Here is a 24,025-nt window from a genome sequence, read left to right as displayed (position 1 = left end):
CCCGATGGGCAACGCGCTGTTCTATCACCTGACCCGCTCGCCCGCCGAAAGCCTGCTGCCCACGCTGATCGGCAAGTCGTTGGCGGCGGGCTGGCAGGTGGAACTGCGCGGCACCGACATGGGCCGGATGGAGCGTCTGGACCTGCACCTGTGGCAAGGCGACGGCTTCCTGCCGCACGGGTTGGCGGGCGGGCCGCATGACGCGCGCCAGCCGGTGCTGCTGACCCTGGCCGGGCAGGGGGCCGCGAACCGTCCCGCCTGCCTGATGGCCGTGGACGGGGCCGAAGTGACGGCGGCGGAATGCGCGGGTCTGGAACGCGCCTGCATCATCTTCGACGGCGGCGACGCGGCTGCCACCGCCCGGGCGCGGGATCAGTGGCGGGTGCTGACCGGCGCGGGCGTTGCGGCGGAATACTGGTCCGAGGAATCGGGGCGGTGGGAGCGGAAGCGATAGGACAAGGCTCTGTCTGGCGAAGGCCATCGCCTTTGCCACGGGGGTGCCCCTTCCACCTGAACCGCCGGGCCTTTAAGGCCCGGCCAGCGCCCGCCCCGCCCCCGGCGGGCGCCGGTCTCTCGTGGTCATGGGGTTGCGCCGTCTTTGGTGGTACCGTCGGACAAAGGGCGGGGGAAACGCAATGCGTTTCCTGATCCCGCCCGAGACAAGGATGCCCCGGCAACAACTTTGGTCTTGCCATCCGGGAAGCATATCGGGCATCGCGGTCCCATGCGCCGCCTGATCCATCAGCCTTGGAACCTGGCCTTCATCGGCCTGCTGATCCTCGCCTTGGCGACGGGCATGGCCGCGCGCCCCGTCCCGTCCGAGATGGACCTGCGGCTGGAATCCTGGGTCATGGCGGGCGGGTCGCTGGACGACCTCTGCGGCGATCATGGCGGGGACGGGCACAAGGCGCATTGCCCCTTGTGCAGCCTTGGCGAAACCACGGGCCTGCCGACCGTCGCCCCGTCCCTGCGCGACGCCGACCAGCGCATCCTGGCCCGGATCGTCCTGCCGCAGCTTCGCCGGGCGGCGGGACATGCGCGCGATCCCGCCATTCCGAAACGCGGCCCGCCGCATCTGATCTGAATTGAAGCCGCGCCGCCCGCAGGGTGGCGAACGCCCTTGTCCTTCAGATCGAGCCAATGTCACAGATCATCCATCCCGCGCGGGCCGATGCCGCCCGCCCCACGCTGCGTCCATTCCTGTTGCGGATGCATTTCCATATCGGGCTGTTCGTCGGCCCCTTCATCTTCGTCGCGGCCCTGACCGGGCTGCTCTATGTCCTGACGCCGCAAATCGAGTCCTGGCTGTATCGCGATGCGCTTCATACGGGCAGCACCGGTCCGGCGCGCAGCCTGGCCGACCAAGCCTTGGCCGCGCGCGCGGCGCTTGGTGCCGATCTGGCGGTTTCTGCCATCCGTCCCGCCACCGCGCCGGGCGCCACGACGCGGGTGATGTTTTCCGACCCCTCGCTGGGCGAGTCGGAAAACCGCACGCTGTTCGTCGATCCCGCCACGCTGGAGGTCCGGGCCGAGCTGACCACCTATGGCACCAGCGGCATCCTGCCCTTCCGCATCGCGCTGGACTACCTGCACCGCAACATGATGATGGGCAGTTTCGGGCGGTATTACAGCGAGTTGGCGGCAAGCTGGCTGTGGGTCGCGGTGTTGGGCGGGGTGGCCCTTTGGGCCACGGGGCCGCGCCGCCGCCGGGCGGTGGCAGACATGCCCGCCCCGCAGCGCCGCCGCTGGCTGCATTCCGCCATCGGGGTCATGCTGTCGCTGGCGCTGCTGTTCGTGTCCCTGACCGGGCTGACCTGGTCGCAGCAGGGCGGCGCCCGTTTCCAGGCGTTGCAGGACCGGCTTGGCTGGAACACGCCGGTGGCCAGTGCGGCTCTTGAGGGGTCTGCAAGGGCGGCATCGGACCACGCCGATCACGCGGGCCACGACCCCGCCGTCCGCGAGGACCGGCTGGACCAACTGGACGCCGTGGCCGCAGCCGCCCGCGCGGGGGGTCTCGATTCGCCTTTGGTGGAGATCCGGTTGCCCAAGCCCGGCCAAGCCTGGGTCGTGCGCGAATACGACCGCAGCTGGCCCACCCAGGTCGATGCCGTGACGATCCATCCCGACACGATGCGGATCACCAGCCGCGCCGATTTCGCGACATTTCCCCCCATTCCCAAGCTGATCCGCTGGGGCATCGACGCGCATATGGGCGTGCTGTTCGGGGTGGCGAACCAGATCGTGATGGCCGCGCTGGCATTCGGGCTGATGGTGATGATCGTCTATGGCTACCGGATGTGGTGGTCCCGCCGCCCTACCGGGGGCGAGCCGCTGTGGACAAGCTGGCGCCGCCTGTCGCCGGGCCAGCGCCTGTTCTGGGCGGCAATGGCGGTGGCGCTTGGCTGGTCGCTGCCGGTGCTGGGGGTCAGCCTGGCGTTCTTCCTGGCAGTGGACCTGCTGCGGATGCGGGCCGCGGCCTGATCACGCCGCGGCATGTCCGGCCAGCCGGGCGTGCAGGTCGGCGCGGCGCAGGCTGGCCTTGGGACCCTGCATGACCGCGCGGCCGCGTTCCAGGACCAGGAAATCGTCGCCCAGATCCCAGGCGAAGTCGAAGAACTGTTCCACCAGCACGATCGCCATGTCGCCCCGGTCGCGCAGGGCGGCGATGACGCGGCCGATCCCTGCTATGATGTTGGGCTGGATCCCTTCGGTCGGTTCGTCCAGCAGCAGGACGCGGGGCCTGGTGATCAGCGCGCGGGCAATGGCAAGCTGCTGCTGCTGGCCGCCCGACAGGTCGCCGCCGCGGCGGTGCGCCATTTCCGCCAGGACGGGGAAGCTGTCGAAGATCTCGTCGGGGATGCGGCGCTGGTCGCGGGGCAGGCAGGCGAACCCGGTCTCCATGTTCTCGCGCACGGTCAGCATGGGAAAGATCGCCCGGCCCTGCGGGACATAGCCCACGCCCATCCGCGCCATCTGCTGCGCGGTGATCCGGCCCAACTCGCGCCCGTCGAAACGCAAGGTGCCCCCGGATCGCGGATGCCGACCGGCCAGCAGGTTCATCAGCGAGGTCTTGCCCACGCCGTTGTTGCCCATCACGCAGGTGACGGATCCGGGGCGGGCCGCGATGTCGATCCCGTGCAGGATCTGGCTGCCGCCGTAATGCAGGGTCAGGTTCGCGGCTTCCAGCATGGTTATCGCCCCAGATAGACTTCGATCACGTCGGGATTGCGGGTCACGTGGTCCAGGCTGCCTTCCGCCAGGACGGACCCCTGGTGCAGCACCGTCACCTTGCAGTTCAGGCGGCGCACGAAGTCCATGTCGTGTTCCACCACGACCACCGCCCGCGTTTCGGCCAGCCGGACCAGCAGCGCGGTGGTTTGTTCGCGTTCGGCCAGGGTCATGCCGGCGGCGGGTTCATCGACCAGCAGCAGGCGCGGTTCCTGGGCCAGCAACATGCCGATTTCCAGCCATTGCTTCTGGCCATGCGACAGCTCGCCCGCCTTGCGCGCGACCTGGGCGGCCAGGCCCACTTCGGCCGCCAGGTCCGCGACCCGCGCCACGGATGCCTTCGACGGCCGCCAGCCCAGCACGGCGAAGGGGTTGCGGCCGGCCTTCAGCGCCATGGTCAGGTTTTCCGCGACCGTCTGATCCTCGAACACGGTCGGGCGCTGGAACTTGCGGCCCACGCCTTCGCGGGCGATCTGCGCCTCGTTCATCTTCAAGAGCGACTTGGAGGGCGTGCCGAATTTCACGTCGCCCTTGTCAGGGCGGGTCTTGCCGGTGACGATGTCCATGAAGGTGGTCTTGCCCGCGCCGTTCGGGCCGATGACGGCGCGCAGTTCCGCCTCGCCGATGTTGAAGGACAGGTTGTTGATGGCCCGGAACCCGTCGAAGCTGACGGAGATGCTGTCCACTTCCAGAAGCGCGCTCATGCCTTGGCCTCCCCTTCCTGCAAGGCGCCCTGGTCGGGACCGAGGTCGCGGCCATGGCGCTGCGGGGGCAAGGCCCCGGCCAGCCAGTCGAAGAGGCCCGCGATGCCCTTGGGCGCGAACAGCGTGACCAGGACGAAGCTGATCCCAAGCGCCACCTGCCACCAGTCCACCCAGTTGACGGTATAGCCCGGCAGGCGGATCGCGGGCGCGCGCCCGCCGGTGAACCAGCTGGACAGCAGCGACACCACGACCGCCCCGATGATCGCGCCATAAAGCCTGCCCCGCCCGCCGATGGCGACCCACACCGCCAGATAGATCGAGGCGATGGGCATCAGTTCCGCCGGGTTGATGATCCCGGCCTGCGGGTAATAGAGCGCCCCGGCGATGGCGGTGATCATCGCGGCGAGGGTAAAGACCGCCAGCTTGAAGCCCTCGACCGGGTAGCCGAGGAACCGCACGCGGGTTTCGTCGTCGCGGATGGCGCGGACCACGCTGCCGAACTTGCCGCTGACCACCCAGGCGGCCAGCACATAGGCCAGCGCCAGGGCCAACGCCGAGGCCCAGAGGAACCAGACCGACAGCGTCGCCTGATCCACCGCGTCCAGGCCGGGAATGTTCTGCAAGCCCGACAGCCCGTTGTTGCCGCGAAAGCCGCTGTCGTTCTGGAACAGCCACAAGGCCAGCGCCAGGGTCATGGCCTGGGTCAGGATCGACAGATAGACGCCGTTCACGCGCGAGCGGAAAGCAAGCCAGCCGAAGACCAGGGCCAGCAGGCCGGGGACCGCGACGACCAGCAGCAGTTGCAGGGGCAGCGAATGGGCGAAGGACCAGACGAGCGGCAGGTCCGCCGATCCGACCACGCCGAAGATCTGGTTCGCCACGCCTTCCTGCAATTCCTGCGCGGTGGGCGGGATCGGGTTCTGCGCCAAGCTGGCCGCGACGATGCCTTCGGTGCGCGCATACATCAGCCATTGGCCGATCAGGTATCCGCCCAGGGCGAAGAACGCCATCTGCCCCAGCGACAGGATGCCCAGGTATCCCCAGACGAGATCCATCGCCACTGCCGCAAGCGCCAGGCACAGCGTCTTGCCCAGCACCTTGACGGTGGAGGTGGGGATGACCCCGTTGCCATAGGCTGCGCTCAGAGCCGTGACGACCAGCGTGAAGGCGGCAAGAACCGCCAGCACGACCAGGATCGAGGGGTTGCGCAGGATGAAGGGCTTGCGGGTCATGTCACGCCTCTGCCGCGCGGCCGCGCTGCGGGATGATGCCGCGCGGGCGGAACTGGATGAAGATGATGATGAACAGGATCATGAAGGTCTGCGCGGCCAGGGTGTTCGAGGGATTGAAGGACTCGATCACCTTGGACAGGATGCCGATCAGGCCCGCGCCCGCCAGCGTGCCCCAGATATTGCCGACGCCGCCCACGACCACGGTCATGAAGCTTTGCACGATGTATTGCTGGCCCAGTTCCGACGTGACCTGCGCGAAAAGCCCGATGGCCACCCCCGCGATCCCCGCGATGCCCGACCCCAGGCCGAATGTCATCATGGCGATGCGGTCGGGGTTGATGCCCATCGACGCCGCCATGCCGGGGTTCTGGGTCACGGCGCGGACCTCCAGCCCCAGACGCGTCCGCTTCATGATGAACAGGAACAGGCCCAGGAACAGCAGGGCCAGCACGAAGATCGCCACCCGGATCGAGGAAATCGAGATCACGTCGTTGATCGTGATCGCCCCTTCCAGCCAGGCGGGCGCGGTCAGCGGGCGGGCCTGCGTGCCGAAGATGTTCTTCGCCAGTTGCTGCAAGGCGATGGACACGCCAAAGGTCGCCAGCAGCGTTTCCAGCGGGCGCCGCGCCAGATGCCGGATCACCAGGCGATAGAGGATCACCCCCGCCCCGAAGGTCACGACGAAGGCCAGCGGCAGTGCCGCCACCAAAGACAGGGTGCGGTTGGGAATCAGGGTCTGGACGACATAACCGGTATAGGCGCCCATCATGATGAATTCGCCATGCGCCATGTTGATCACGCGCATCACGCCGAAGGTGATGGCAAGCCCGATCGCCGCCAGGAAATAGATCGAGGCCAGCGACAGCGCGTCCAGCCCCAGGTCGATGCCGGTCATCGCCGCCAGCCGCACCTGCGCGCGGACTTGGGCTGCGCGGGCGGCGTCGGTCACGTCCGGGTTCGGTTCGGCGTAGGTCTCGAAGAAGCGGTTTGCCGCCAGGGCCGCGTCGGCCTCGGCATCCGTGGCGGCAGGGGGGACGGTGCCTGCGGCTTCCAGCGCCTCGTAGGCGCGGTCGCGGGCGGCGGGGTCCGACAGGTCGGCCACGGGGATGCCGCTGACGGTGCCGTTCACGATGTTCGCGGCCAGGGCGTTGCGCTGATCGGCGGGGGTGAGGCGGGGTTGCAGCACGCCCTGGGTCGTGAGAAGGGCGATGGCGGCCTCCTTCGGGAAGTCGCTGTCGCCGACCGTCAGTTCGCGGACGATGTTGGCTTGCGGCTCGGCAGGCGCGGCAATGCGGGTCGTTGCCAGCAGCGGGTTCAGCGCGGCGCGGAAATCCAGGCCCACGTCCCCCGCCAGGCCGTTGATGGCCGCCACGCGGGCGGCGGGGTCGGTGTCGAAGCGGATCGCCAGCAGGTTGGTGGCGCGCTCGCGCTGCTGGGCCAAGGTCGGGTCGGCCTCGGGTGGTGCCCCGCGCAGGGCGGCCAGATGCGCGGCGGTGCCGTCGCGGGCGATGGAGGCGAGGGCGCTCGCGCGGCGGGCGGGGTCGGGGCTGGAAATCTCGCCCGCGACCAGGGCCGAGTCGATGACGCCGCGCACGCCGGAATTGGGGCGCAGCATGGTGAGATCGGCGCCGGGGACAGGCTGGCCGGTCACGGCATCGGTCGCGCTGTCGCCTTCGACGATCAGCAGCCGCCCGTTATCGCTTACCCCAAGCGAACGGTTGGCCCAGGCCGACAGCAGGGCCAGCCCCTCGGGTCCGGTCGCCGCGATCTCCGCCACCAGCGGTTCCACCGTGCGGCGCGACGGCTTTTCGATCTGGTCGAGGTTCCGGGCGATCACCGCCTCGAGCGCCGGGTTCGCGCTTGCGGGCAGCGCCGAAAGCAGCGTCAGCAAAAGAACGATCAGCGGGCGGATCATGGGCGGTTTCCCGAGGAAAAGGGGGGGCGGCTTGAGACCGCCCCCGTCACGTCAATAGTTCGACTGGACCTGCACGCAGGTGTTGGTTTCCGTGTTGAACATGCCGCAGTCCTTGCCCGGCCAGTCGGCGTCCAGCTTGGCCGATTCGGGCAGGAAGTCGGTCCAGGCGTCGCCCGGAACGGGTTCGGTCTGGCTGACGATGTCGAACTGGCCGTCCTCGCGGATTTCGCCGATCAGGACGGGCTTGGTCAGGTGGTGGTTGGGCAGGACCGTGGCGGTGCCGCCGGTCAGGTTCGGAACCTCGACCCCGACGATGGCGTCCAGCACGGGATCCACGTCCGTGGTGCCGGCCTTTTCGACGGCCGCGACCCAGGCGTTGAAGCCGATCACGGTGGCTTCCATCGGGTCGTTGGTCACGCGTTCGTCATCCCCGATGAACTTCTTCCATTCGGCGATGAAGGCGGTGTTGGCGTCGGATTCGGCGGTCTGGAAATAGTTCCAGGCGGCCAGGTGGCCGACCAGGTTGGCCGTGTCGAGGCCCGCCAGTTCCTCCTCGCCCACCGAGAACGCCATGACCGGGATGTCGTCGGCGCTGACGCCCGCCGCCGCCAGTTCCTTGTAGAAGCCCACGTTGGCATCGCCGTTGATGGTGGACACGACGCCCACTTTCTTGCCGTCCGCGCCAAGCGCCACCACGTCGGCCACGATCTTGGACCAGTCGGAATGGCCGAAGGGGGTGTAGTTGACGAAGATGTCGCCCTCGGCCACGCCCTTGCCCTTCAGATAGGCGTCCAGGATGTTGTTCGTGGTGCGCGGATACACGTAATCCGTGCCCAGCAGCGCCCATTTCTCGACGCCCAGTTCATCGGCCATGTAGTCCACCGCCGGGATCGCCTGCTGGTTCGGGGCCGCGCCGGTGTAGATCACGTTCTTGGACGATTCCTCGCCTTCGTATTGCACCGGATAGAACAGCAGCCCGTTCAGCTCCTCGATCACCGGCAGCACCGATTTCCGCGACACGCTGGTCCAGCAGCCGAAGATCGCGTCCACGTCGCTGACGGTCAGCAACTCGCGCGCCTTTTCGGCAAACAGCGGCCAGTCGGATGCGGGGTCCACGACCACGGCTTCCAGCGGGCGGCCCAGAAGCCCGCCCTTGGCGTTCTGCTGTTCGACCATCATCAGGACCGTGTCCTTCAGCGTGGTTTCCGAAATCGCCATGGTGCCCGACAGCGAATGCAGCACGCCGATCTTGATCGGCTCCCCTTCCTGCGCCATCGCGCCGGTTGCCAATGCCATGGCGGTGGTCAGCACCAGCATCGCGGACAGTTTACTCATCATCACCTTCCCCGGCCGTTCGGCCCTGTGTCCCTGTCGTTTTCTTTGAAGGCGCAGGGCCTTCGCAGGGGCAGCAAGCCGGGTTTTTGATCGGCTGAACAGGTTTCGGGCAGGTTTGGGGCAGGCGATACGGAAACTGGTCGGGATGCAGGCAGGATGGCAGTCAACTGCCCGACGCGCAGGCAGTGTCACACCGCCCGGGGCTGCAAGCCGCCCTGGTCGATCAGGAAATCGACGATGTCCCCCACGCCCTTGCCGTGGCGCAATTGCGCCATGACCACCGGGCGGGCACCCCGTGCATGGCGCGCGTCGGATTCAAGCAGAACGGGATCCACGCCCACATGCGGCGCCAGATCGGTCTTGTTCACCACCAGCAGGTCCGACCGCGCCAGCCCCGGCCCGCGCTTGCGGGGGATGTCCTGGCCCGCGGCGGTGTCGATGACATAGATCGTCAGGTCCGCCAGTTCCGGGCTGAATGTCGCGGCCAGGTTGTCGCCGCCCGATTCGATCAGGATCAGCTCCAGATCCGGGAAGGCCGCGTTCAGATCCGCGATGGCGGCCAGGTTGATGCTGGCGTCCTCGCGGATCGCGGTATGGGGGCAGCCGCCGGTTTCCACGCCCCGGATGCGGTCCTGGGGCAGGACCTGGGCGCGCATCAAGGCCTCGGCATCCTCTCGGGTATAGATGTCGTTGGTGATCACCGCCATCGACAGGCGCGGGGCGAGCGCGCGGGCCAGTTGTTCGGTCAGCGTGGTCTTGCCCGCGCCGACGGGACCGCCGATGCCGACGCGAAGGGGACCGTGGTTGCTCATGATCGGAATATCCTGACGGGCATGGTTTCGTGGCGCATGGCGGCGATGTCGGCGCCCCAAGCGGCGCCGGCAAGGTCGTCGGCGGTCGCCATGGCGGCGCGCGCGGCGGCGGCAAGGATCGCCGGTTGCAGGGCGGCCAGCATCCGTTGGCCTTCGACCGCGCCAAGGGGCATGAAGCGGACGGCTGCGGAAATCAGCGCGGCGGCCTGGGCTTGCAGGAAGGCCGCGATGATTTCGGCGTGCGGCAGGGGCAGCGCGGCGCAGGCGCGGCCGAAGGCCACGGGCAGGGCGGCAGGGGACTGCGGCTGGCCGGTCAGCGCGGCGACGGTGGCGGCAAAGGCGGTGCCCTGTTCCACCGTCTCGGCCAGGCGCTGCGCGGTCAGGCAGGCCGCGCGGGCCAGATCGTCCAGGGCCGCGTGATCGGTGGCGCGCAAGGATAAGGCGGCCAGAACCGCGTCACACCAGCCCGCGCCGTGGTCCAGCCAGTCGGCCAGCCACGCAGGCAGGGTCGCGCGGGTGACAGCGCCCTGATCCATCGCCCATTCCAGGCCCTGCGACCAGGCAAAGCCGCCCACCGGGAAGGCGGGCGACAGGATCTGGGCCAGGTGCAGGCGCGCGGCCTCAGTGGTGATGGGTGGGCAGGGGGGAATGGTCGTGGCCGTTGGCAGGGGGGTGGTCATGCGTGGGATCGTCCGAAGGCCCGTGCGAATGGCCGAAGGTGCGGCCATGGCCATAGGCGCCGCCTTCCGGGCGGAAGGGCAGGTCCTTGTGGCAGATCTCGGCCCCCAGCTTGCGCAGCATCGCCTCCAGCACGTGATCCTGGCGGATGATGAGGCGGTCGGCCTCGATCCGGCAGGGGGTGTGGCGGTTGCCGATGTGCCAGGCAAGCCGCGCCAGATGGCCGCGGATGACCATCACGGGTTCGGGCCTGGCGCGCACGACGACCTGGCGGCCGTCCGACAGTTCGAACGCGTCGCCGTCTTCCAGGCTGGTCACTTCGGGCAGATCGACCAGGAACTCGCCCGCCGCGCAGGTCAGCTTCCTGCGGCGCATCAGGCGGCCTTCGTAATCCAGCGAGACTTCCCCGTCGAAAGGCGCGGGCGCGTTGCGGATGATGCTTGTGGCGGTGATCATGTCGGTGTCCTCCCTCAAAAGAGGAAATATCGTTGGGCCATCGGCAGTTCCGTTGCAGGTTCGCAAGTTAACAATTGTCCATCGGCGCGGACCTCGTAGGTCTCGGGATCGACCTCGATCTGCGGCAGGGCGGCGTTCAGGATCATGTCGGCCTTGCCGATGGCGCGGGTGTTCTCGACGGCGATCAGGGTCTTTTGCAGCCCCTCGCCCGCGCCGTGGTCCAGCCCGGCTTTCGAGACGAACAGCGCGGATGCCCGGCCCGTGTGTCCCCACATCGGGCGGCTGAACATGGGCTGCACCGGAATGGAACCGTTCGGATCGCCCATCTGCGCCACGCTGATCTGGCCGCCGACCAGCACCATCTCGGGCTTGACGCCGAAGAAGGCGGGCGACCACAGCACCAGGTCGGCGCGCTTGCCGGGGGTGACGGAACCGATATGGGCCGACACGCCATGCGCGATGGCCGGGTTGATCGTGTATTTCGCGATGTATCGCCGGGCGCGCAGGTTGTCGTTGTCGCCCTGCTCCTCGGGCAAGCGGCCGCGCTGGCGGCGCATCTTGTGGGCCGTCTGCCAGGTGCGGATGATCACCTCTCCGATCCGGCCCATGGCCTGGCTGTCCGAGGAGATCACCGAGAACGCGCCCAGGTCGTGCAGGATGTCCTCGGCCGCGATGGTTTCGCGGCGGATGCGGGATTCGGCGAAGGCCACGTCCTCGGGGACGCGGCGGTCGAGGTGGTGGCACACCATCAGCATGTCGAGATGTTCCTCGACCGTGTTGGCGGTATAGGGCCGCGTCGGGTTTGTCGATGACGGCAGCACGTTCGCCATGCCCACCATGCGGATGATGTCGGGGGCGTGGCCGCCGCCCGCGCCTTCGGTGTGATAGGCGTGGATGGTGCGGCCCGCGATGGCGGCCATGGTGTCCTCGACAAAGCCCGATTCGTTCAGCGTGTCGGTGTGGATCATCACCTGCACGTCCATGGCGTCGGCCACGGACAGGCAGCAGTCGATGGCGGCGGGGGTGGTGCCCCAATCCTCGTGCAGCTTCAGCGCGCAGGCGCCCGCGCGGATCTGTTCTTCCAGCGGGGCCGCGACCGAGGCGTTGCCCTTGCCCGCGATGCCGATGTTGACGGGCAGGTCCGCGCAGGCCTCCATCATCCGGGCGATGTGCCAGGGGCCGGGGGTGCAGGTGGTGGCCAGCGTCCCGTGGGCAGGTCCGGTGCCGCCGCCCAGAAGGGTCGTGACGCCGGAATGCAGCGCGTGGTCCACCTGCTGCGGGCAGATGAAGTGGATGTGGCAGTCGAAGCCGCCGGGCGTCAGGATGCGCCCCTCGCCCGCGATGATTTCCGTGCCCGGCCCGATGATCAGCGTCACGCCCGGCTGCGTGTCGGGGTTGCCCGCCTTGCCGATGCCCGCGATGCGGCCGTCCCGCAGGCCCACGTCGGCCTTGGTGATCCCGCCGTGGTCGAAGACCACGACGCCGGTGATGACGGTGTCCATCGCGCCGTCCGCGCGCGTCATCTGGGACTGGCCCATGCCGTCGCGCACGACCTTGCCGCCGCCGAACTTCACCTCCTCGCCCGGAATGGTCAGGTCGCGCTCGACCTCGATCAACAGGTCGGTATCGGCCAGGCGGATGCGGTCGCCGGTGGTGGGGCCGTAAAGCGCGGCGTAATCGGCGCGGGACAGGCGGGTCATAGGGCACCCAACATATATCGCTGATCGGCCGATTCGTATGATGCCCTTGGAAGCTTATTCTCTAGGAGAACAGACGTGTCGGGGATCAGATTGATAGTTGAGCTTACTATACTTGCCTTGGAGGCATTGCTTCTGATTGCGGAAAACCGTGGTTGGTTTTGACCCATCATAGCGCCCCCATCACGGTTTTCCGAAACCCCTGCACCACGCGGCCGCCCGCGAAGGGGATCAGGCGGACTTCGCGGGACTGGCCCGGCTCGAACCGCACGGCGGTGCCTGCGGGGATCGACAGGCGCATTCCGCGCGCCGCAGAGCGGTCGAAATCCAGCGCCGGGTTGGTCTCGGCGAAATGGTAATGGCTGCCGACCTGGATCGGGCGGTCGCCGGTGTTGGCGACCATCACGGTGATCGGACCACGGCCTTCGTTCAGGGTGATCTCGCCGGGGGCGGTCAGGATTTCGCCGGGGATCATTCAGGCCACCATCGCCAGCGCCAGGCCCGCGACGGCGGTGCCGCCGCCCAAGCCGCGCAACAAAGCGCCATGGTTCAAGGCCCTGCCCGCGGCGATGCCCGCCCCATGCAGCGCCAGGGTGGCAAGCGCGAAGCCCGCCGCATAGACCGCCAGCCCCTGCGCGGGGCCTTCCGCGCCATGCGCCCAGCCATGGGCGAAGCCGAAGACCGCCGCGCCCGGCGCCAGCAGCGCCATCGGCAGGCGCGCGGCCATCGCCACCAGCGCCCCCAGGATGATGACCGAGGCGAGGATCATCGGCTCGACCCCCGGAAAGGGCAGCCCAGCGACCCCCGCCATCCCGCCCGCGATCATGCTGCCCACGAAAGCGCAAGGCAGCGCCCACAGCGCCCGCCCGCCGATCTGGGCGGCCAGCAGGCCAAGCGCGACCATCGCCAGCAGGTGATCGGTGCCGCCGACGGGATGGGTCAGGCCGGACAGGAACTGGCTCTGATCGTGGCCGGTATGGGCCAGCGCGGCCTGGGGCAGCAGCAGGGCGGCGGTCAGCGGAAGCTTTTTCATTCAGGCCTCGTGGCGGATGGGGTGGTGGACGGTGACGAGCTTGGTTCCGTCGGGAAAGGTGGCCTCGACCTGCACGGATTCGATCATGTCGGGGATGCCCGCCATGCACTGGTCGGCGGTGATCACATGCGCGCCCGCCTGCATCAGGTCGGCCACCGTGCGCCCGTCGCGCGCGCCCTCGACCACGAAATCGGTGATGAGCGCGATGGCCTCGGGGTGGTTCAGCTTGACACCGCGGGCCAGGCGGCCGCGCGCGACCATCGCGGCGACGGACACCAGCAGCTTTTCGCGTTCGCGGGGGGAAAGGTTCATCGTCAGACCTGCCAGATGCGGGGAAGGGGATCGGGGCGCAGCGCCGCCAGCAGCCGGTTGACCTGCCGCCGCAAGGGCCAGTCGTCGCGGGCGAGGCACCGGATCACCAGCCGCCCCGGCAGCGCGCTGGCCGCAGAGGTGACGCCGGGTTCGTCCAACGCCGCGCGGGCGCGGGCCAGCAGGTCGGGGGCATGGGGCGCGATCATCGCCAGCGTCGCCAGGCAGCGCGCGCCGTTCAGCAGGGCCGCGCCCTCCAGCCGGGGCAGGGCGGCGTCGTCCAGCGCCAGGGCGTCGTGGTGAACCACGCGCCCCGCCTGCTGCACCACGCGGCGGTCGCGCAGGTGCAGGCGGTGGGGGTGCTCGCCCATGGCCAGGCGGCCCAGCACGATCATCTCGAGCAGCAGGCAGCCCGCGCCGGGGGCGAGGTCCACCGTTGTCTCGCGGTCCAGCCTTGCGCCGTCGAACAGGATCGTTTCCTGCGGCAGCCAGTCGAGCCAGCCGTTCTCGCCGACAGTCAACCGGACCTCGGCCTGCGCCGGGGCATCCTCGGCACGGTAAGCCCGCTCGGCGGTCTGCGTCGTGGCCAGCGCGCGCGCCCCGGACCGCAGCGTCACCGCAAAGGACAGCCGGTCGCCCGATGCCAGCCCGCCCGCCGTGTTGAGGAACACGATCTCGGGCAGGCCCGCCGTCATGCGCGGCAGCATCGCCTTGGCCGAACCCCCTTGCGCCAGATCGACCAGCCCGCGCGGTCCCAGGACCACATGCGCGGCGCCCGTGCTGCGCTGGAGAAGGGCCAAAGGGGGGACGCTGTCGAACATGCCTTGAAGGGGCGTTCCGCCGCGGGAAAGGTCAATCGGGCGTCATTCGCAGGATGCCCGCCTGCCGCGCAAGACGAGGGGAATTGCTGACCGATTAGGCTGTCTGGTCATCCTTCAGGCAATCCCCGGATCAGGATGCTGCCGCCTGCAGCAGCCTGCGCCGGGCAGGGGGAATCGCCCGGATTTCCACGCCCGTGAACACGTGCATGGTCCGCATCAATGGATCCACGACGGCGTGGTCGCTGACCCATCCGCCAAGCGCCAGATAGCTGCGCAGCAGGGGCGGCATCGCGGCCATGGCGCGTTTCGGGTCGGGCTGGCCGGGCAGCAGCGCGCGGGCGAAGCGGAAGACATGGGGCGCCTTGATGCGCGGCCACCAGCGGCGGGGGGCCAGGTGGCGGGCGCGCAGCACCGCGAAGGCCTCGGCATGGGCGGCGGGTTCGGTCCCGATGAAGGAGGAGCAGCCGAACAGCATCTGCACGCCCGTGTCCTCGACCAGGCGGGTCAGGGCGGCCCAGGCGATGCGGATGATGTCGGGGTCGCGCAAGGCGGGGTGGACGCAGAAGCGCCCGATTTCCAGCATGGGGCCGTCAAAGGATTCCAGCGCCGACAGGTCGTAGAACTGGGCCGAATAGCTGCGGGCGATGCCGCGCCCGTCCGCCAGCGGCAGGAAGCGGAAGCAGCAGGCCAGCTGTCCTGTCGCCGCATCCTCGACCAGCATGTGGTGGCAGCGGGCGTCCAGGGCGTCAGCCTCCAGCTGCGCGCCGTCGTCCGCCGCGCCGTTGCGGGCGACAAAGCACAGCCAGCGCAGGCGCTGCGCGGCGCGCAGGTCGTCGGACGTGCCGGCCAGCCGGGCCAGATACCGGCCTTTTCGCAATGGTTGCATGTGCCGCCCCCGGATCAACTGGGAAGATCATAACGCCATGTCGTGGCAGAGATGTGAAAAATCTAGTCGCCTTGCCGGTCGCCCAGCACATCCTCGACATAGATGCGCTTGACCAGGATGATCGAGACCAGCAGCAAGGGCGTGGCCAGCACGATGCCCGCGAAGCCGAACAGGCTGCCAAAGGCCACGATCGCCAGTACCGTCAGCGCGGGCGGCAGGTCGGCGGCGAACCGCTGGATCAGGGGCATCAGCATGTTGCCCTCGACCTGCTGGATGACGACGAACAGCAGCGCCACATAGATGGCCAGGTCGAACCCCTGGGTCAGCGCGAACAGCACCGCCGGAATGCCCGACAGGAACGGGCCGACATAGGGAATGAAGTTGGTCAGCCCGGCGATCAGCCCCAGCACCAGGGCCAGCGGCACATCCAGCAGCCACAAGCCCAGGCCCGTCGCCAGGGCCACCAGCAGCATGTCCAGCGCCTGCCCGGCCATCCAGCGGCCCAGGGAACGGCCCAGTTCGTCGGCGATCTGGCGCGCCCGGTCGCGATAGGACAGCGACACCAGCCGCAATGCCCCGTTCCTGTAGGTGGGGGCGTTCAGCGCCAGGAAGATCGCCACCGTCACCAGCAGGACCAGGTTCGCGGCCCCGCCGACGACCGTGGTCAGCGTGCCCGTCACATAGCCGAAGATCGACGGCAGGCCGCCTGCTGGCGCCTCGCCGTTCTGGGACGCGGTTTCGATCCGGCGTTCCAGGAACTGCCCCACCGGACTGTCGGAAAGCCAGGCGTTCACCTGGTCCCAGGCGGCGGGCAGGCTGCCGACCAGCTGGCGGAACTGGTCCGAGATCAGCGGTCCCGCCCAGGCCACGATCCCGGCGATGACCAGGGCCACGGCCAGCGCGCAGGCCACCACCCCGGCCTTGATGCCAAGCCCCAGCCGTTCGTGCAGAAAGGACGCCCCCGCGCGCAGGGCGATGGCGACCAGGATCGCCCCGAATCCCAGCAGCAGCATGTTCGACCAGCGCCACGCCGCCGCCAGCAGCAGCGCCAGGGCAAAGATCGAGGCGACGGTGCCGGGATGCAGGCGCGGCTGCGGGACGGGGTCTGCGGGACGTTCGGTCATGAGGGCGGCCCTTGGCTTGTTTCGCGCCCATGATGCCCGCCTTGCCGCGAGATACCATCCCTGATAACCGGGCGCGGATTTCATGACCGGCGGGGTTGGCCCGCCTGCCACAGCAAGGGGATGCCTCCATGGCCATCGAACGCACGCTTTCCATCATCAAGCCCGACGCCACCCGCCGCAACCTGACCGGCAAGATCAACGCCAAGTTCGAGGACGCGGGCCTGCGCATCGTCGCGCAAAAGCGCATCAAGCTGTCGGCCGAACAGGCGGGCAAGTTCTACGAAGTCCACAAGGACCGCCCCTTCTATGGCGAGCTGGTCGAGTTCATGGCATCCGAACCCGTCGTCGTGCAGGTGCTGGAAGGCGAAAGCGCGATCGCGAAGAACCGCGAAGTGATGGGCGCGACCAACCCGGCGCAAGCCGACGAAGGCACCATCCGCAAGGAATTCGCCCTGTCGGTGGGCGAGAACTCGGTCCACGGGTCGGACGCGCCGGAAACGGCCAAGGAGGAGATCGCGTTCTTCTTCTCGGGGCTGGAACTGGTCGGCTGATTGCCGGACGGATCGGATGCGGAAAGGGGGCCTTCGCGGCCCCTTTTTTCATGGGGGCTGGCAGGGCGCGGCGTTCAGCAGATGTGGCGTGCGGTGCCTGGCCAGGCGGGATCAGGAAACGCATCGCGTTTCCCCCGCCCTTCACGCGACGGTGCCAACGAAAACGGTGCCGCCCTGCAACCACGAGAGGCCGGCGCCCGACCCAAGGGGGGCGTGTAAGCGCCCGCCTGGGGGCGGGGCGGGCGCTGGCCGGGCCTTTGAGGCTCGGCGGTTCAGATGGCATCCGCATCGCGTGGCGAAGGCGATGGCCTTCGCCAGATCGAACGCAGCGCAGGTGTGAATGCCCTTCCTCTCTAGCAGCGCGGGGCCGCCGCATCCCGCCCGCCCCTGCCGAAGCTGCCCAGGATCAGGTCGCGCAGCCGGTCCATGGGCAGGACCTCGCCGTCGCCTGGCGGGATCAACCCGCAGGCCAGCCCCCAACCGGCGGCTCGGTTCACCAGGGGGGCGGGACCGATCAGGTGCAGCACGGTCTGGGGCCGGGGGTCCAGCGCGATGGCGGGGGCCGCCTGGTGGTCGCCCAGCACGATCAGCAGCGGCGGATCGGCGGCATGGCGCAGCGCATAGTCCATGACCGCGTTCAGGGAATAATCCAGGGCCTCGCGGTATTGGTGCCGCACGCGGGCCGGATCGCGCCAGACGACATCGGGCGGATCGCCCGCCACGGCCATGGCGTCGAAGACCCGGCCATCGCCCAGCCGGTTCCAGTCCAGCAGGCGCGGCACCGGAACCCAGGGCGCGTGGGACGAGATCAGCACCACCTGCGCGAACAGCCTTGGCTGGCCGGGCTGTCCGCGCAGCAGCCTGTCGGTGGCGGCCAGCGTGAACTGGTCGGGCATCGTCACCCAGTTGAAGGGCTTGCCGCGATAGCCCAGGTCGGCGGCGGCGAGGATCCGGTCGAAGCCCAGGGCGCGGGCCTCGGGCCAGGGGCGGGTGATCGCGGGCATCACCGCGGCCGTGCGAAAGCCCGCGCGGCGCGCATGGTGGAACAGCCCTTCGCGCCCGCTGGCCAGGATCGCGCGATAACGCGCCTGGTCGTCGATCCACAGCCCGCTGGCGAATGTCGCGTGGGACAGCCAGCTTTGCCCGCCCTGCGTGGGCGCCGCGACAAAGCCTGATCGCATGGCAAGGCCTGCCGCGCCAAGCCGCGCCTGTGCTTGCCGCAGCGTCTCCAGGTGGCGGGCGGCATAGAAGGGCGTGTCGAAGCTGGTCCGCCCATAGCTTTCGACAAAGATCACGATCACGTCGCGGTCGATCGCCCCCAGCAGGCCGGGCGCGCCCCGGAACGGGTCAAGCGCGCTGGCCCGGCGCAGATCCCGCAGGTCGGCGCGCATCTGCCGGGTTTCCGCGATCTTTTGAACGGCATAGGCACCGTTACGCGGGCCTTGATGGCCCAGGGCGAGGACAAGAACGGCAAGGACGGCCAGGACCGCCGCCGTCCACCCGGCCTGCCGGGGCCGCAGTCGGGCCAGAACCCCGCAGGCCCACCACAACCCCACGGCAAGCCCGCCCGCCAGCACCATGGCACCGGCCGCGACCGCCACCGCTGCGGGCGTGCCGAATGCGCCTGCCAGAACCTCCACGCCCGAGCCGATCAGCGGCAGGTCCGCAGCCGGGGCGAAGGGCCTGCCCAGGACATGGCCCATGGCCAGGTCGGCCAGCTTCTGCAGGGCCAACAGCCACAGGCCCACGGTCGCGGCGACCCGCCCGGCAAGGTCCAGCCAGGCCAGGACCAGCACCAGGACCGGCAGGTCCGCAGCCACCGCCAGCCATGCCCCGCCGGACCACGCGGGCGCCGTGGGCAGCGCCAGAACGGCATGGATCGCCAGGATCGCCGCCAGCAGGCGGGTCCAGGACGGCGGCCTCATCCCCGCCGCCTTTGCAGCCACAGGATGTCGCTGCCAAAGGACCACAGCAGCGCCAGAACGGTCAGGCGCATCAGCCAGACCGCCTGCGCCTCGGCCAGCACGGGGGTTTGCAGCAGGATCAGCGCCGCCAGTTGCGCCACGCAGACCGCCTTGCGCCCCAAGCGCGGCGGCAGGTCGCCCCGCAGCCAGGGCAGGGCCAGTCCCGCCGCGACAAAGAGGTATCGGGCCAGGCCCAGCAGCAGGACCTCGGGACCCAGGGCCGTGCCGACGAGGGCGTGCAGGGCCAGGACCAGGGCCATGGCCGCATCGACCTCCATGTCGAAGCGGGCGCCGAAGCGCGACACAAGCCCCGCCCGGCGCGCCAGCCAGCCGTCGGCCCCGTCCAGCACCAAGGCCAGCCCGGCCACCGCCGCGACCCCCCACCCCGCCCCCCGGTCCTCGGCAAGCGGGGCCAGCAGCGCGCAGGTCAGGGCCGCGCGCAACAACGTGACCATGTTGCAGGCGCCCATGCGGGGATGGGGATAATGCCGCCGCATCAGGATCCCGATGCCCACCGCCGTTAGGAAAAAGCCCGCCGCCGCCCCCGCCTGCGCCGCCCCGCCCGTGCCAAGCGCCTGCGCCGTCATCCATGCCGTCACCGTTGCCGCAGCCGTGGACAGCGCATAGGCGATCCCCACCGTGACCGGCGGCATGGCAGGACGCGGGGGCGGGACGGGCGGGGACTTGCGCATCATCCAAGCCTAGGCCAGGCAGGAATTGGGTCAATGGGCCGATGAAGGTTGCCGCCTGCCGCGGCGGCACGGCGATAAATTTTTCTTGAACCGTTCCGCCATCCGGCGCATATCACCCCGACATCGCAGTCGGAGTGCCGGAATGGCAAGCGAAGAAGCCGCGACCAGCCCTCCTGCGGCGGTCGATGCGCCCGAACCCCATGCATCGTCGAAACTGACCCCCGCGCTCGTGCTGGCCTGCCTGGGGGTCGTTTATGGCGATATCGGCACCTCGCCGCTTTATGCGCTGCGGGAATCGCTTGTCCACGCGCATGAGGAAGGCCTGCCCGAGACGGCGGTGATCGGCATCGTGTCGCTGCTGTTCTGGACGGTCGTGCTGATCGTGACGGTGAAATACGTCATCCTGATCCTGCGCGCCGACAACAATGGCGAGGGCGGCACCCTGTCGCTGGTCGCCAAGGCGCAGGGCGCGCTGAAGGCCGGTCCCCATGCGCGGCGCCGGCGGCTGCTCTTGTTGCTGGGGATCGTGGGCGTGTCGCTGTTCTTCGGCGACAGCATGATCACGCCCGCCATCTCGGTCCTGTCCGCCGTCGAGGGGCTGACCCTGGTCGAGCCGGATTTCCAGCCCTGGGTCGTGCCCGTCACGCTGGCGATCGTGATCGTCCTGTTCTGGGTCCAGCGCGGCGGCACCGACCGGATCGCCCGGCTGTTCGGGCCGGTGATGCTGGTCTGGTTTTCCACGATGGCGGTCCTGGGCCTTGGTCACATCGCGGACGATGCGCGCATCCTCCAGGCGCTGAACCCCCTGCGCGCGGCGGGCTTCCTGACCCATTACGGCCTGGCCGCGATGCCGGTCCTGGGATCGGTCTTCCTGGCCGTCACCGGGGCCGAGGCGCTTTATGCCGACATGGGCCATTTCGGCCGCAGCGCCATCCGCACCGCCTGGAGCGTGCTGGTCTTTCCGGCGCTTGCGCTGTCCTATCTGGGCCAGGGCGCCATGGTGCTGGCGCACCCGGAAACCGTGTCGAACCCGTTCTTCCTGATGGCCCCCGAGTGGTTCCTGGTGCCCCTGGTGATCCTGGCCACGGCGGCCACGGTGATCGCGTCGCAGGCGGTGATCTCGGGCGCGTTCTCGGTCGCGGCGCAGGCGGTGCAGATGGGCCTCTTGCCGCGCCTGCACGTCAAGTACACCTCGGACACGCAGGCGGGGCAGATCTACCTGCCCAAGGTCAACGCGGTCCTGCTTGCGGGCGTCGTGGCCCTGGTGCTGACCTTCGGGTCGTCCGCGCGGCTGGCCAGCGCCTATGGCATCGCCGTGACGGGCGACATGGTCATCACCTCGGTCCTGGCGGTGATCGTGTTCCGCTGGGCCTGGAACTGGAAATGGCCGCTGATCGCCGCCGTGATGGTGCCGGTGCTGGGGATCGAGCTGATCTTCTTTTCGGCCAACCTGATGAAGCTGCTGGACGGCGGCTATATCCCGCTGGTCTTCGCCGCCTGCGCCATCGCGCTGATGGTAATTTGGGGCGAGGGGATGCGCCGGCTGCAGGACAAGCTGGCCTCCGAAAGCATCGCCCTGGACCTGCTGGCCGGCAAGCTGGCGAAATCGCCCCCCGTGATCGTGCCGGGCACGGCGGTGTTCCTGACGGCCGATCCGATGGTGGCCCCGCCCGCGCTGCTGCACAACCTCAAGCACAACCGCGTCCTGCACGAGCGCAACTTCATCGTGAAGGTCGAAAGCGCCACCACCCCCCGCGTCCCTGACGATGCCCGTTTGCGCTTGGAAGCCATCGCCCCCGGCTTCTGGCGGGCCTGGCTGTCCTTCGGCTACATGGAGCAGCCCAACGTCCCCCGCGCCCTGGCAAGCGCCAAGCGCGAGGGCCTGAAGTTCGACATCATGTCCACCTCGTTCTTCCTGAACCGCCGCACGCTGCGGTCGGGCAAGGGCACGCTGATGCCCCACTGGATGAGCCGGATCTTCGTGCGGCTGTACCGGTCGGCTGCGGAGCCGACGAACTATTATCGGCTGCCGTCGAACCGGGTGGTGGAGCTGGGGCAGCAGAAGAATATTTGAGGGGGTGGGGATCCGCCCAGCCCGACTCGGCCAGAACACCATCCGCAAGGTTATACTATCGGTGGGTTAAGAATTTGATCCATACACAAGATGCCCTGGATGCTCAAGCGGTTGCGACTTGAGTTGAGTGAATTGAAGGGCAAGCATATCACACCTGTTAGTTCTGGCGTCGCATGAATGATGCGAACAGTGGCACAGTGAAATCCAAGTATCCGTGATCTGTACTGTAGATCATCCCTTTTGAGATTATACTGGCTCTGGCCGGTCCAAGAGACTGCTGTGTGCGGCCCATTGCTTTGGCGATGTCACCCATGGCATAAGGTCCATCGCCAAGGTCAGACATTGCCTTCACGAACTGGGTTTCTGCCTTGGTGAGCCGATCTATTCGAACCTTGAAGAAACCCTTATCCAGAAGAGCTAGTGTTTCTGCATAAGAGTGATTGGTATCATCGACTGTGATTTCCGATCCTTCAGCATTGTTCCAGGTGACCGAAGCCCATTCTTGAAGAAAGAAGGGATAGCCTTGTGTCTTTTCAACAATGGTTTGAAGTGCCTCCTTCTCAATGGAAGCGTCTTCATCAATGATTGGCTTTTCAACGGCAAGAGCGGCCGAAACCGGGTCGAGCGCGCCTACTGCTGGGTATAGGAAAAGCCGTTCTGCATAGGACTTTGCCTCTCCCGCCAAACGTGCAACTTGCGGAAGGCCGGCTCCTACCATTAGCACTGGTAAGCCTTCTTGCGACATCCGATGAAGCGCAACGATCAGGGCCGAGAGATCTGTCTCTGAAAGGTACTGAACCTCATCAATTAAAAGGATCCAGCCTCGGCCAGCGGCTTGAGCGGCACGCCCAATAAGGGTAAATAGGTCGGGAAGGTCATATTGCAGATCGCCGCTGTCAGCTAGCCCAGGTTCGGGTTCTACTCCAATTTCCACCCCGGTTATGTCGATTTTGAAGATTGAGGCAAAGTTTCTTAGTCCTTTGAGTCCACGGGTCGCAATTTGCTTGGCCGCCTCTACGCCTGAAAGCGACCTCATGACTTTGCGCATTTCTGGATAAAGAAGGCGCGCAAGACTTTCGCCTTCAGGTGCCTCGACCTTGGAAGTCAGCAGCCTTCTTGTTCTGCAATTTTGCCAATTTCGTTAAGGAGCACTGTCTTGCCAGTACCACGCCAGCCCAAAAGCATGATTGATCGGGAGCTTCTACCTTTCATAGCTCTCCCGCAAGAAATCCTTGCAGACTCCAGTATGCCATCCCGACCGGCAAGTTCTGGAGGGCGACTGCCCGCTCCTGGCGCAAATGGATTACGATAAGGGTCCATGAGATCTCTGTACAATCTTCGGAACTCTAGTAGCTTATAGAGGAGTCTACTTTCTAATGCTATACTTTCTTATACTTCTTTAGTGATCTTGGAGGAGCAGCACATTGGCAGTTTCCTTGCAACAAGCTATACTATTGTTAGTCTTACGCATTCATAGCTTCGTTCCCCACCATTGCACCCCCACCCCCATCCGCGCTATCTCCCTCCTGAACCAACCCCACCCGAGGAGGCCCCCACATGCGCGCGTTCGTCTTTCCCGGCCAGGGGGCGCAGAGCATCGGCATGGGGCGCGAGCTGGCCGAGGTCTATCCTGCCGCGCGCGAGGTCTTCGAGCGGGTGGACGAGGCGCTTGGGGAAAAGCTGTCGGACCTGATCTGGACAGGCGACATCGACACCCTGACGCTGACGCGGAATGCGCAGCCGGCGTTGATGGCGGCCTCGATGGCGGCGTTCCGGGCGCTGGAATCCGAAGGGATCTCCATCCGGGACGCGAACTTCGTGGCCGGGCATTCGCTGGGGGAATACTCGGCGCTGTGCGCGGCGGGGTCGCTGACGCTGGAGGATGCGGCGCGGCTGCTGCGCCTTCGCGGGCAGGCCATGCAGGAGGCCGTGCCGGTCGGACAGGGGGCAATGGCGGCGATCCTGGGGCTGGATTTCGCGACCGTGGACCGCATCGCGCGCGAGGTGGCGGGCGACGAGGTGGTGCAGGCCGCCAACGACAACGATCCGGGGCAGGTGGTGATCTCGGGGCACAAGGGCGCGGTGGAACGGGCGGCTGCGGCGATGAAGGAGGCGGGCGCCAAGCGGGCGCTGATGCTGCCGGTCTCGGCCCCGTTCCATTCGGTGCTGATGCAGCCCGCCGCCGCCGTGATGGCCGAGGCCCTGGCGGGCGTGGACATCCAGCCCCCCGCTGTCCCGCTGATCGCCAATGTCCGCGCCGAGGCCGTGACGGAACCCGGCGCGATCCGGCGGCTGCTGGTCGAGCAGGTGACGGGCACGGTGCGCTGGCGCGAATCCATCGCCAACATGGCGGGGGCGGGCGTGACCGAGTTCTGGGAAATCGGCGCGGGCAAGGCGCTGTCGGGGATGATCAAGCGCATCGCCAAGGACGCGGTCGTGCGCAATGTCGGCGTTCCCGCGGATGTCGTGGCGCTGAAGGGCTGACGCGGCCTTTGGGTATTTGGACAAAGAAGA

24 protein-coding genes are annotated in these 24,025 nt (G+C 67.9%); 6 read left to right on the top strand and 18 right to left on the bottom strand.

Features of this window, described 5'->3' with window-relative positions; genetic code table 11:
• Positions 1-4 precede the first annotated feature (4 nt).
• The 3 genes from GIY56_RS07690 (at position 5) to GIY56_RS07680 (ending at position 2,481) form a co-directional block, all read left to right on the top strand.
• Positions 5-454, top strand: coding sequence for a DNA polymerase III subunit chi (locus GIY56_RS07690; RefSeq protein ID WP_154764227.1), 450 nt, complete (start codon positions 5-7; stop codon positions 452-454).
• 270 nt (positions 455-724) lie between these two features.
• Positions 725-1,084 carry a hypothetical protein gene (locus tag GIY56_RS07685; RefSeq protein ID WP_154764226.1) on the top strand — a complete coding sequence of 120 codons (360 nt, stop codon included), beginning with the start codon at positions 725-727 and terminating at the stop codon, positions 1,082-1,084.
• A gap of 56 nt (positions 1,085-1,140) precedes the next feature.
• Positions 1,141-2,481: a PepSY-associated TM helix domain-containing protein gene (locus GIY56_RS07680; protein WP_154764225.1), complete on the top strand. Its 1,341-nt coding sequence runs from the start codon at positions 1,141-1,143 to the stop codon at positions 2,479-2,481.
• Here the strand turns inward: GIY56_RS07680 and urtE are convergent, their stop codons facing one another.
• From urtE to GIY56_RS07605, 15 genes are all read right to left on the bottom strand, one after another.
• The gene (gene urtE, locus GIY56_RS07675) at positions 2,482-3,189 is read right to left on the bottom strand and encodes an urea ABC transporter ATP-binding subunit UrtE (RefSeq protein WP_154764224.1); all 708 of its coding nucleotides are present in this window, start codon (positions 3,187-3,189) and stop codon (positions 2,482-2,484) included. It abuts the gene before it with no gap.
• Between the two features lie 2 nt (positions 3,190-3,191).
• A complete protein-coding gene (gene urtD / locus GIY56_RS07670) occupies positions 3,192-3,932 on the bottom strand; it encodes an urea ABC transporter ATP-binding protein UrtD (protein WP_154764223.1) in 741 nt (246 codons plus the stop codon).
• The gene (gene urtC / locus GIY56_RS07665; protein ID WP_154764222.1) at positions 3,929-5,164 is read right to left on the bottom strand and encodes an urea ABC transporter permease subunit UrtC; all 1,236 of its coding nucleotides are present in this window, start codon (positions 5,162-5,164) and stop codon (positions 3,929-3,931) included. Before urtC ends, urtD begins: the two co-directional genes overlap by 4 nt.
• 1 nt (position 5,165) lies before the next feature.
• Positions 5,166-7,076, bottom strand: a complete 1,911-nt coding sequence (urtB, locus tag GIY56_RS07660; RefSeq protein ID WP_407946962.1) for an urea ABC transporter permease subunit UrtB — start codon at positions 7,074-7,076, stop codon at positions 5,166-5,168.
• 54 nt (positions 7,077-7,130) lie between these two features.
• A complete protein-coding gene (urtA, locus tag GIY56_RS07655; RefSeq protein WP_196053570.1) occupies positions 7,131-8,414 on the bottom strand; it encodes an urea ABC transporter substrate-binding protein in 1,284 nt (427 codons plus the stop codon).
• A gap of 188 nt (positions 8,415-8,602) precedes the next feature.
• Positions 8,603-9,226 (bottom strand): urease accessory protein UreG, encoded by a 624-nt coding sequence (gene ureG / locus GIY56_RS07650; protein ID WP_154764219.1) that lies wholly within the window; start codon positions 9,224-9,226, stop codon positions 8,603-8,605.
• Entirely contained in the window at positions 9,223-9,906 is a 684-nt protein-coding gene (locus GIY56_RS07645; RefSeq protein WP_154764218.1) for an urease accessory protein UreF, read from the bottom strand. The genes ureG and GIY56_RS07645 overlap by 4 nt, the downstream gene beginning before the upstream one ends.
• Positions 9,848-10,360 carry an urease accessory protein UreE gene (locus GIY56_RS07640; protein ID WP_154764217.1) on the bottom strand — a complete coding sequence of 171 codons (513 nt, stop codon included), beginning with the start codon at positions 10,358-10,360 and terminating at the stop codon, positions 9,848-9,850. The genes GIY56_RS07645 and GIY56_RS07640 overlap by 59 nt, the downstream gene beginning before the upstream one ends.
• Before the next feature lie 14 nt (positions 10,361-10,374).
• A complete protein-coding gene (gene ureC / locus GIY56_RS07635; protein WP_154764216.1) occupies positions 10,375-12,060 on the bottom strand; it encodes an urease subunit alpha in 1,686 nt (561 codons plus the stop codon).
• A 166-nt stretch (positions 12,061-12,226) separates the two neighbouring features.
• A complete protein-coding gene (locus GIY56_RS07630; protein ID WP_154764215.1) occupies positions 12,227-12,532 on the bottom strand; it encodes an urease subunit beta in 306 nt (101 codons plus the stop codon).
• The gene (locus GIY56_RS07625) at positions 12,533-13,090 is read right to left on the bottom strand and encodes a HupE/UreJ family protein (protein WP_154764214.1); all 558 of its coding nucleotides are present in this window, start codon (positions 13,088-13,090) and stop codon (positions 12,533-12,535) included. It abuts the gene before it with no gap.
• Entirely contained in the window at positions 13,091-13,402 is a 312-nt protein-coding gene (locus GIY56_RS07620) for an urease subunit gamma (RefSeq protein WP_154764213.1), read from the bottom strand.
• A 2-nt stretch (positions 13,403-13,404) separates the two neighbouring features.
• Positions 13,405-14,220 carry an urease accessory protein UreD gene (locus GIY56_RS07615; RefSeq protein WP_154764212.1) on the bottom strand — a complete coding sequence of 272 codons (816 nt, stop codon included), beginning with the start codon at positions 14,218-14,220 and terminating at the stop codon, positions 13,405-13,407.
• A gap of 130 nt (positions 14,221-14,350) precedes the next feature.
• Entirely contained in the window at positions 14,351-15,106 is a 756-nt protein-coding gene (locus tag GIY56_RS07610) for a GNAT family N-acetyltransferase (RefSeq protein WP_154764211.1), read from the bottom strand.
• Positions 15,107-15,168: 62 nt separating this feature from the next.
• Positions 15,169-16,230 carry an AI-2E family transporter gene (locus tag GIY56_RS07605; protein WP_196053569.1) on the bottom strand — a complete coding sequence of 354 codons (1,062 nt, stop codon included), beginning with the start codon at positions 16,228-16,230 and terminating at the stop codon, positions 15,169-15,171.
• A 128-nt stretch (positions 16,231-16,358) separates the two neighbouring features.
• Here GIY56_RS07605 and ndk point away from each other — a divergent pair, with 128 nt between their 5' ends.
• Positions 16,359-16,781: a nucleoside-diphosphate kinase gene (gene ndk / locus GIY56_RS07600; protein WP_154764209.1), complete on the top strand. Its 423-nt coding sequence runs from the start codon at positions 16,359-16,361 to the stop codon at positions 16,779-16,781.
• A gap of 353 nt (positions 16,782-17,134) precedes the next feature.
• Here the strand turns inward: ndk and GIY56_RS07595 are convergent, their stop codons facing one another.
• Both GIY56_RS07595 and GIY56_RS07590 read right to left on the bottom strand, forming a co-directional pair.
• Positions 17,135-18,706, bottom strand: coding sequence for an alkaline phosphatase family protein (locus tag GIY56_RS07595; RefSeq protein ID WP_154764208.1), 1,572 nt, complete (start codon positions 18,704-18,706; stop codon positions 17,135-17,137).
• Positions 18,703-19,437 (bottom strand): CDP-alcohol phosphatidyltransferase family protein, encoded by a 735-nt coding sequence (locus tag GIY56_RS07590; protein ID WP_230312358.1) that lies wholly within the window; start codon positions 19,435-19,437, stop codon positions 18,703-18,705. Before GIY56_RS07590 ends, GIY56_RS07595 begins: the two co-directional genes overlap by 4 nt.
• A 142-nt stretch (positions 19,438-19,579) precedes the next feature.
• Here GIY56_RS07590 and GIY56_RS07585 point away from each other — a divergent pair, with 142 nt between their 5' ends.
• Positions 19,580-21,511: a potassium transporter Kup gene (locus GIY56_RS07585; RefSeq protein ID WP_154764207.1), complete on the top strand. Its 1,932-nt coding sequence runs from the start codon at positions 19,580-19,582 to the stop codon at positions 21,509-21,511.
• A gap of 157 nt (positions 21,512-21,668) precedes the next feature.
• Here the strand turns inward: GIY56_RS07585 and GIY56_RS07580 are convergent, their stop codons facing one another.
• Entirely contained in the window at positions 21,669-22,547 is an 879-nt protein-coding gene (locus GIY56_RS07580; protein ID WP_230312356.1) for an ATP-binding protein, read from the bottom strand.
• Positions 22,548-23,068: 521 nt separating this feature from the next.
• Between GIY56_RS07580 and fabD the strand changes: the two genes are divergently transcribed.
• Positions 23,069-23,995, top strand: coding sequence for an ACP S-malonyltransferase (gene fabD / locus GIY56_RS07575; RefSeq protein ID WP_154764206.1), 927 nt, complete (start codon positions 23,069-23,071; stop codon positions 23,993-23,995).
• The last annotated feature ends 30 nt before the right edge of the window (positions 23,996-24,025 follow it).

This window comes from Paracoccus lichenicola, assembly GCF_009708075.1.
GTDB lineage: Bacteria > Pseudomonadota > Alphaproteobacteria > Rhodobacterales > Rhodobacteraceae > Paracoccus > Paracoccus lichenicola.
The sequence above is the reverse complement of the archived record's forward strand: the minus strand, read 5'-3'. Positions and strand labels throughout refer to the sequence as shown.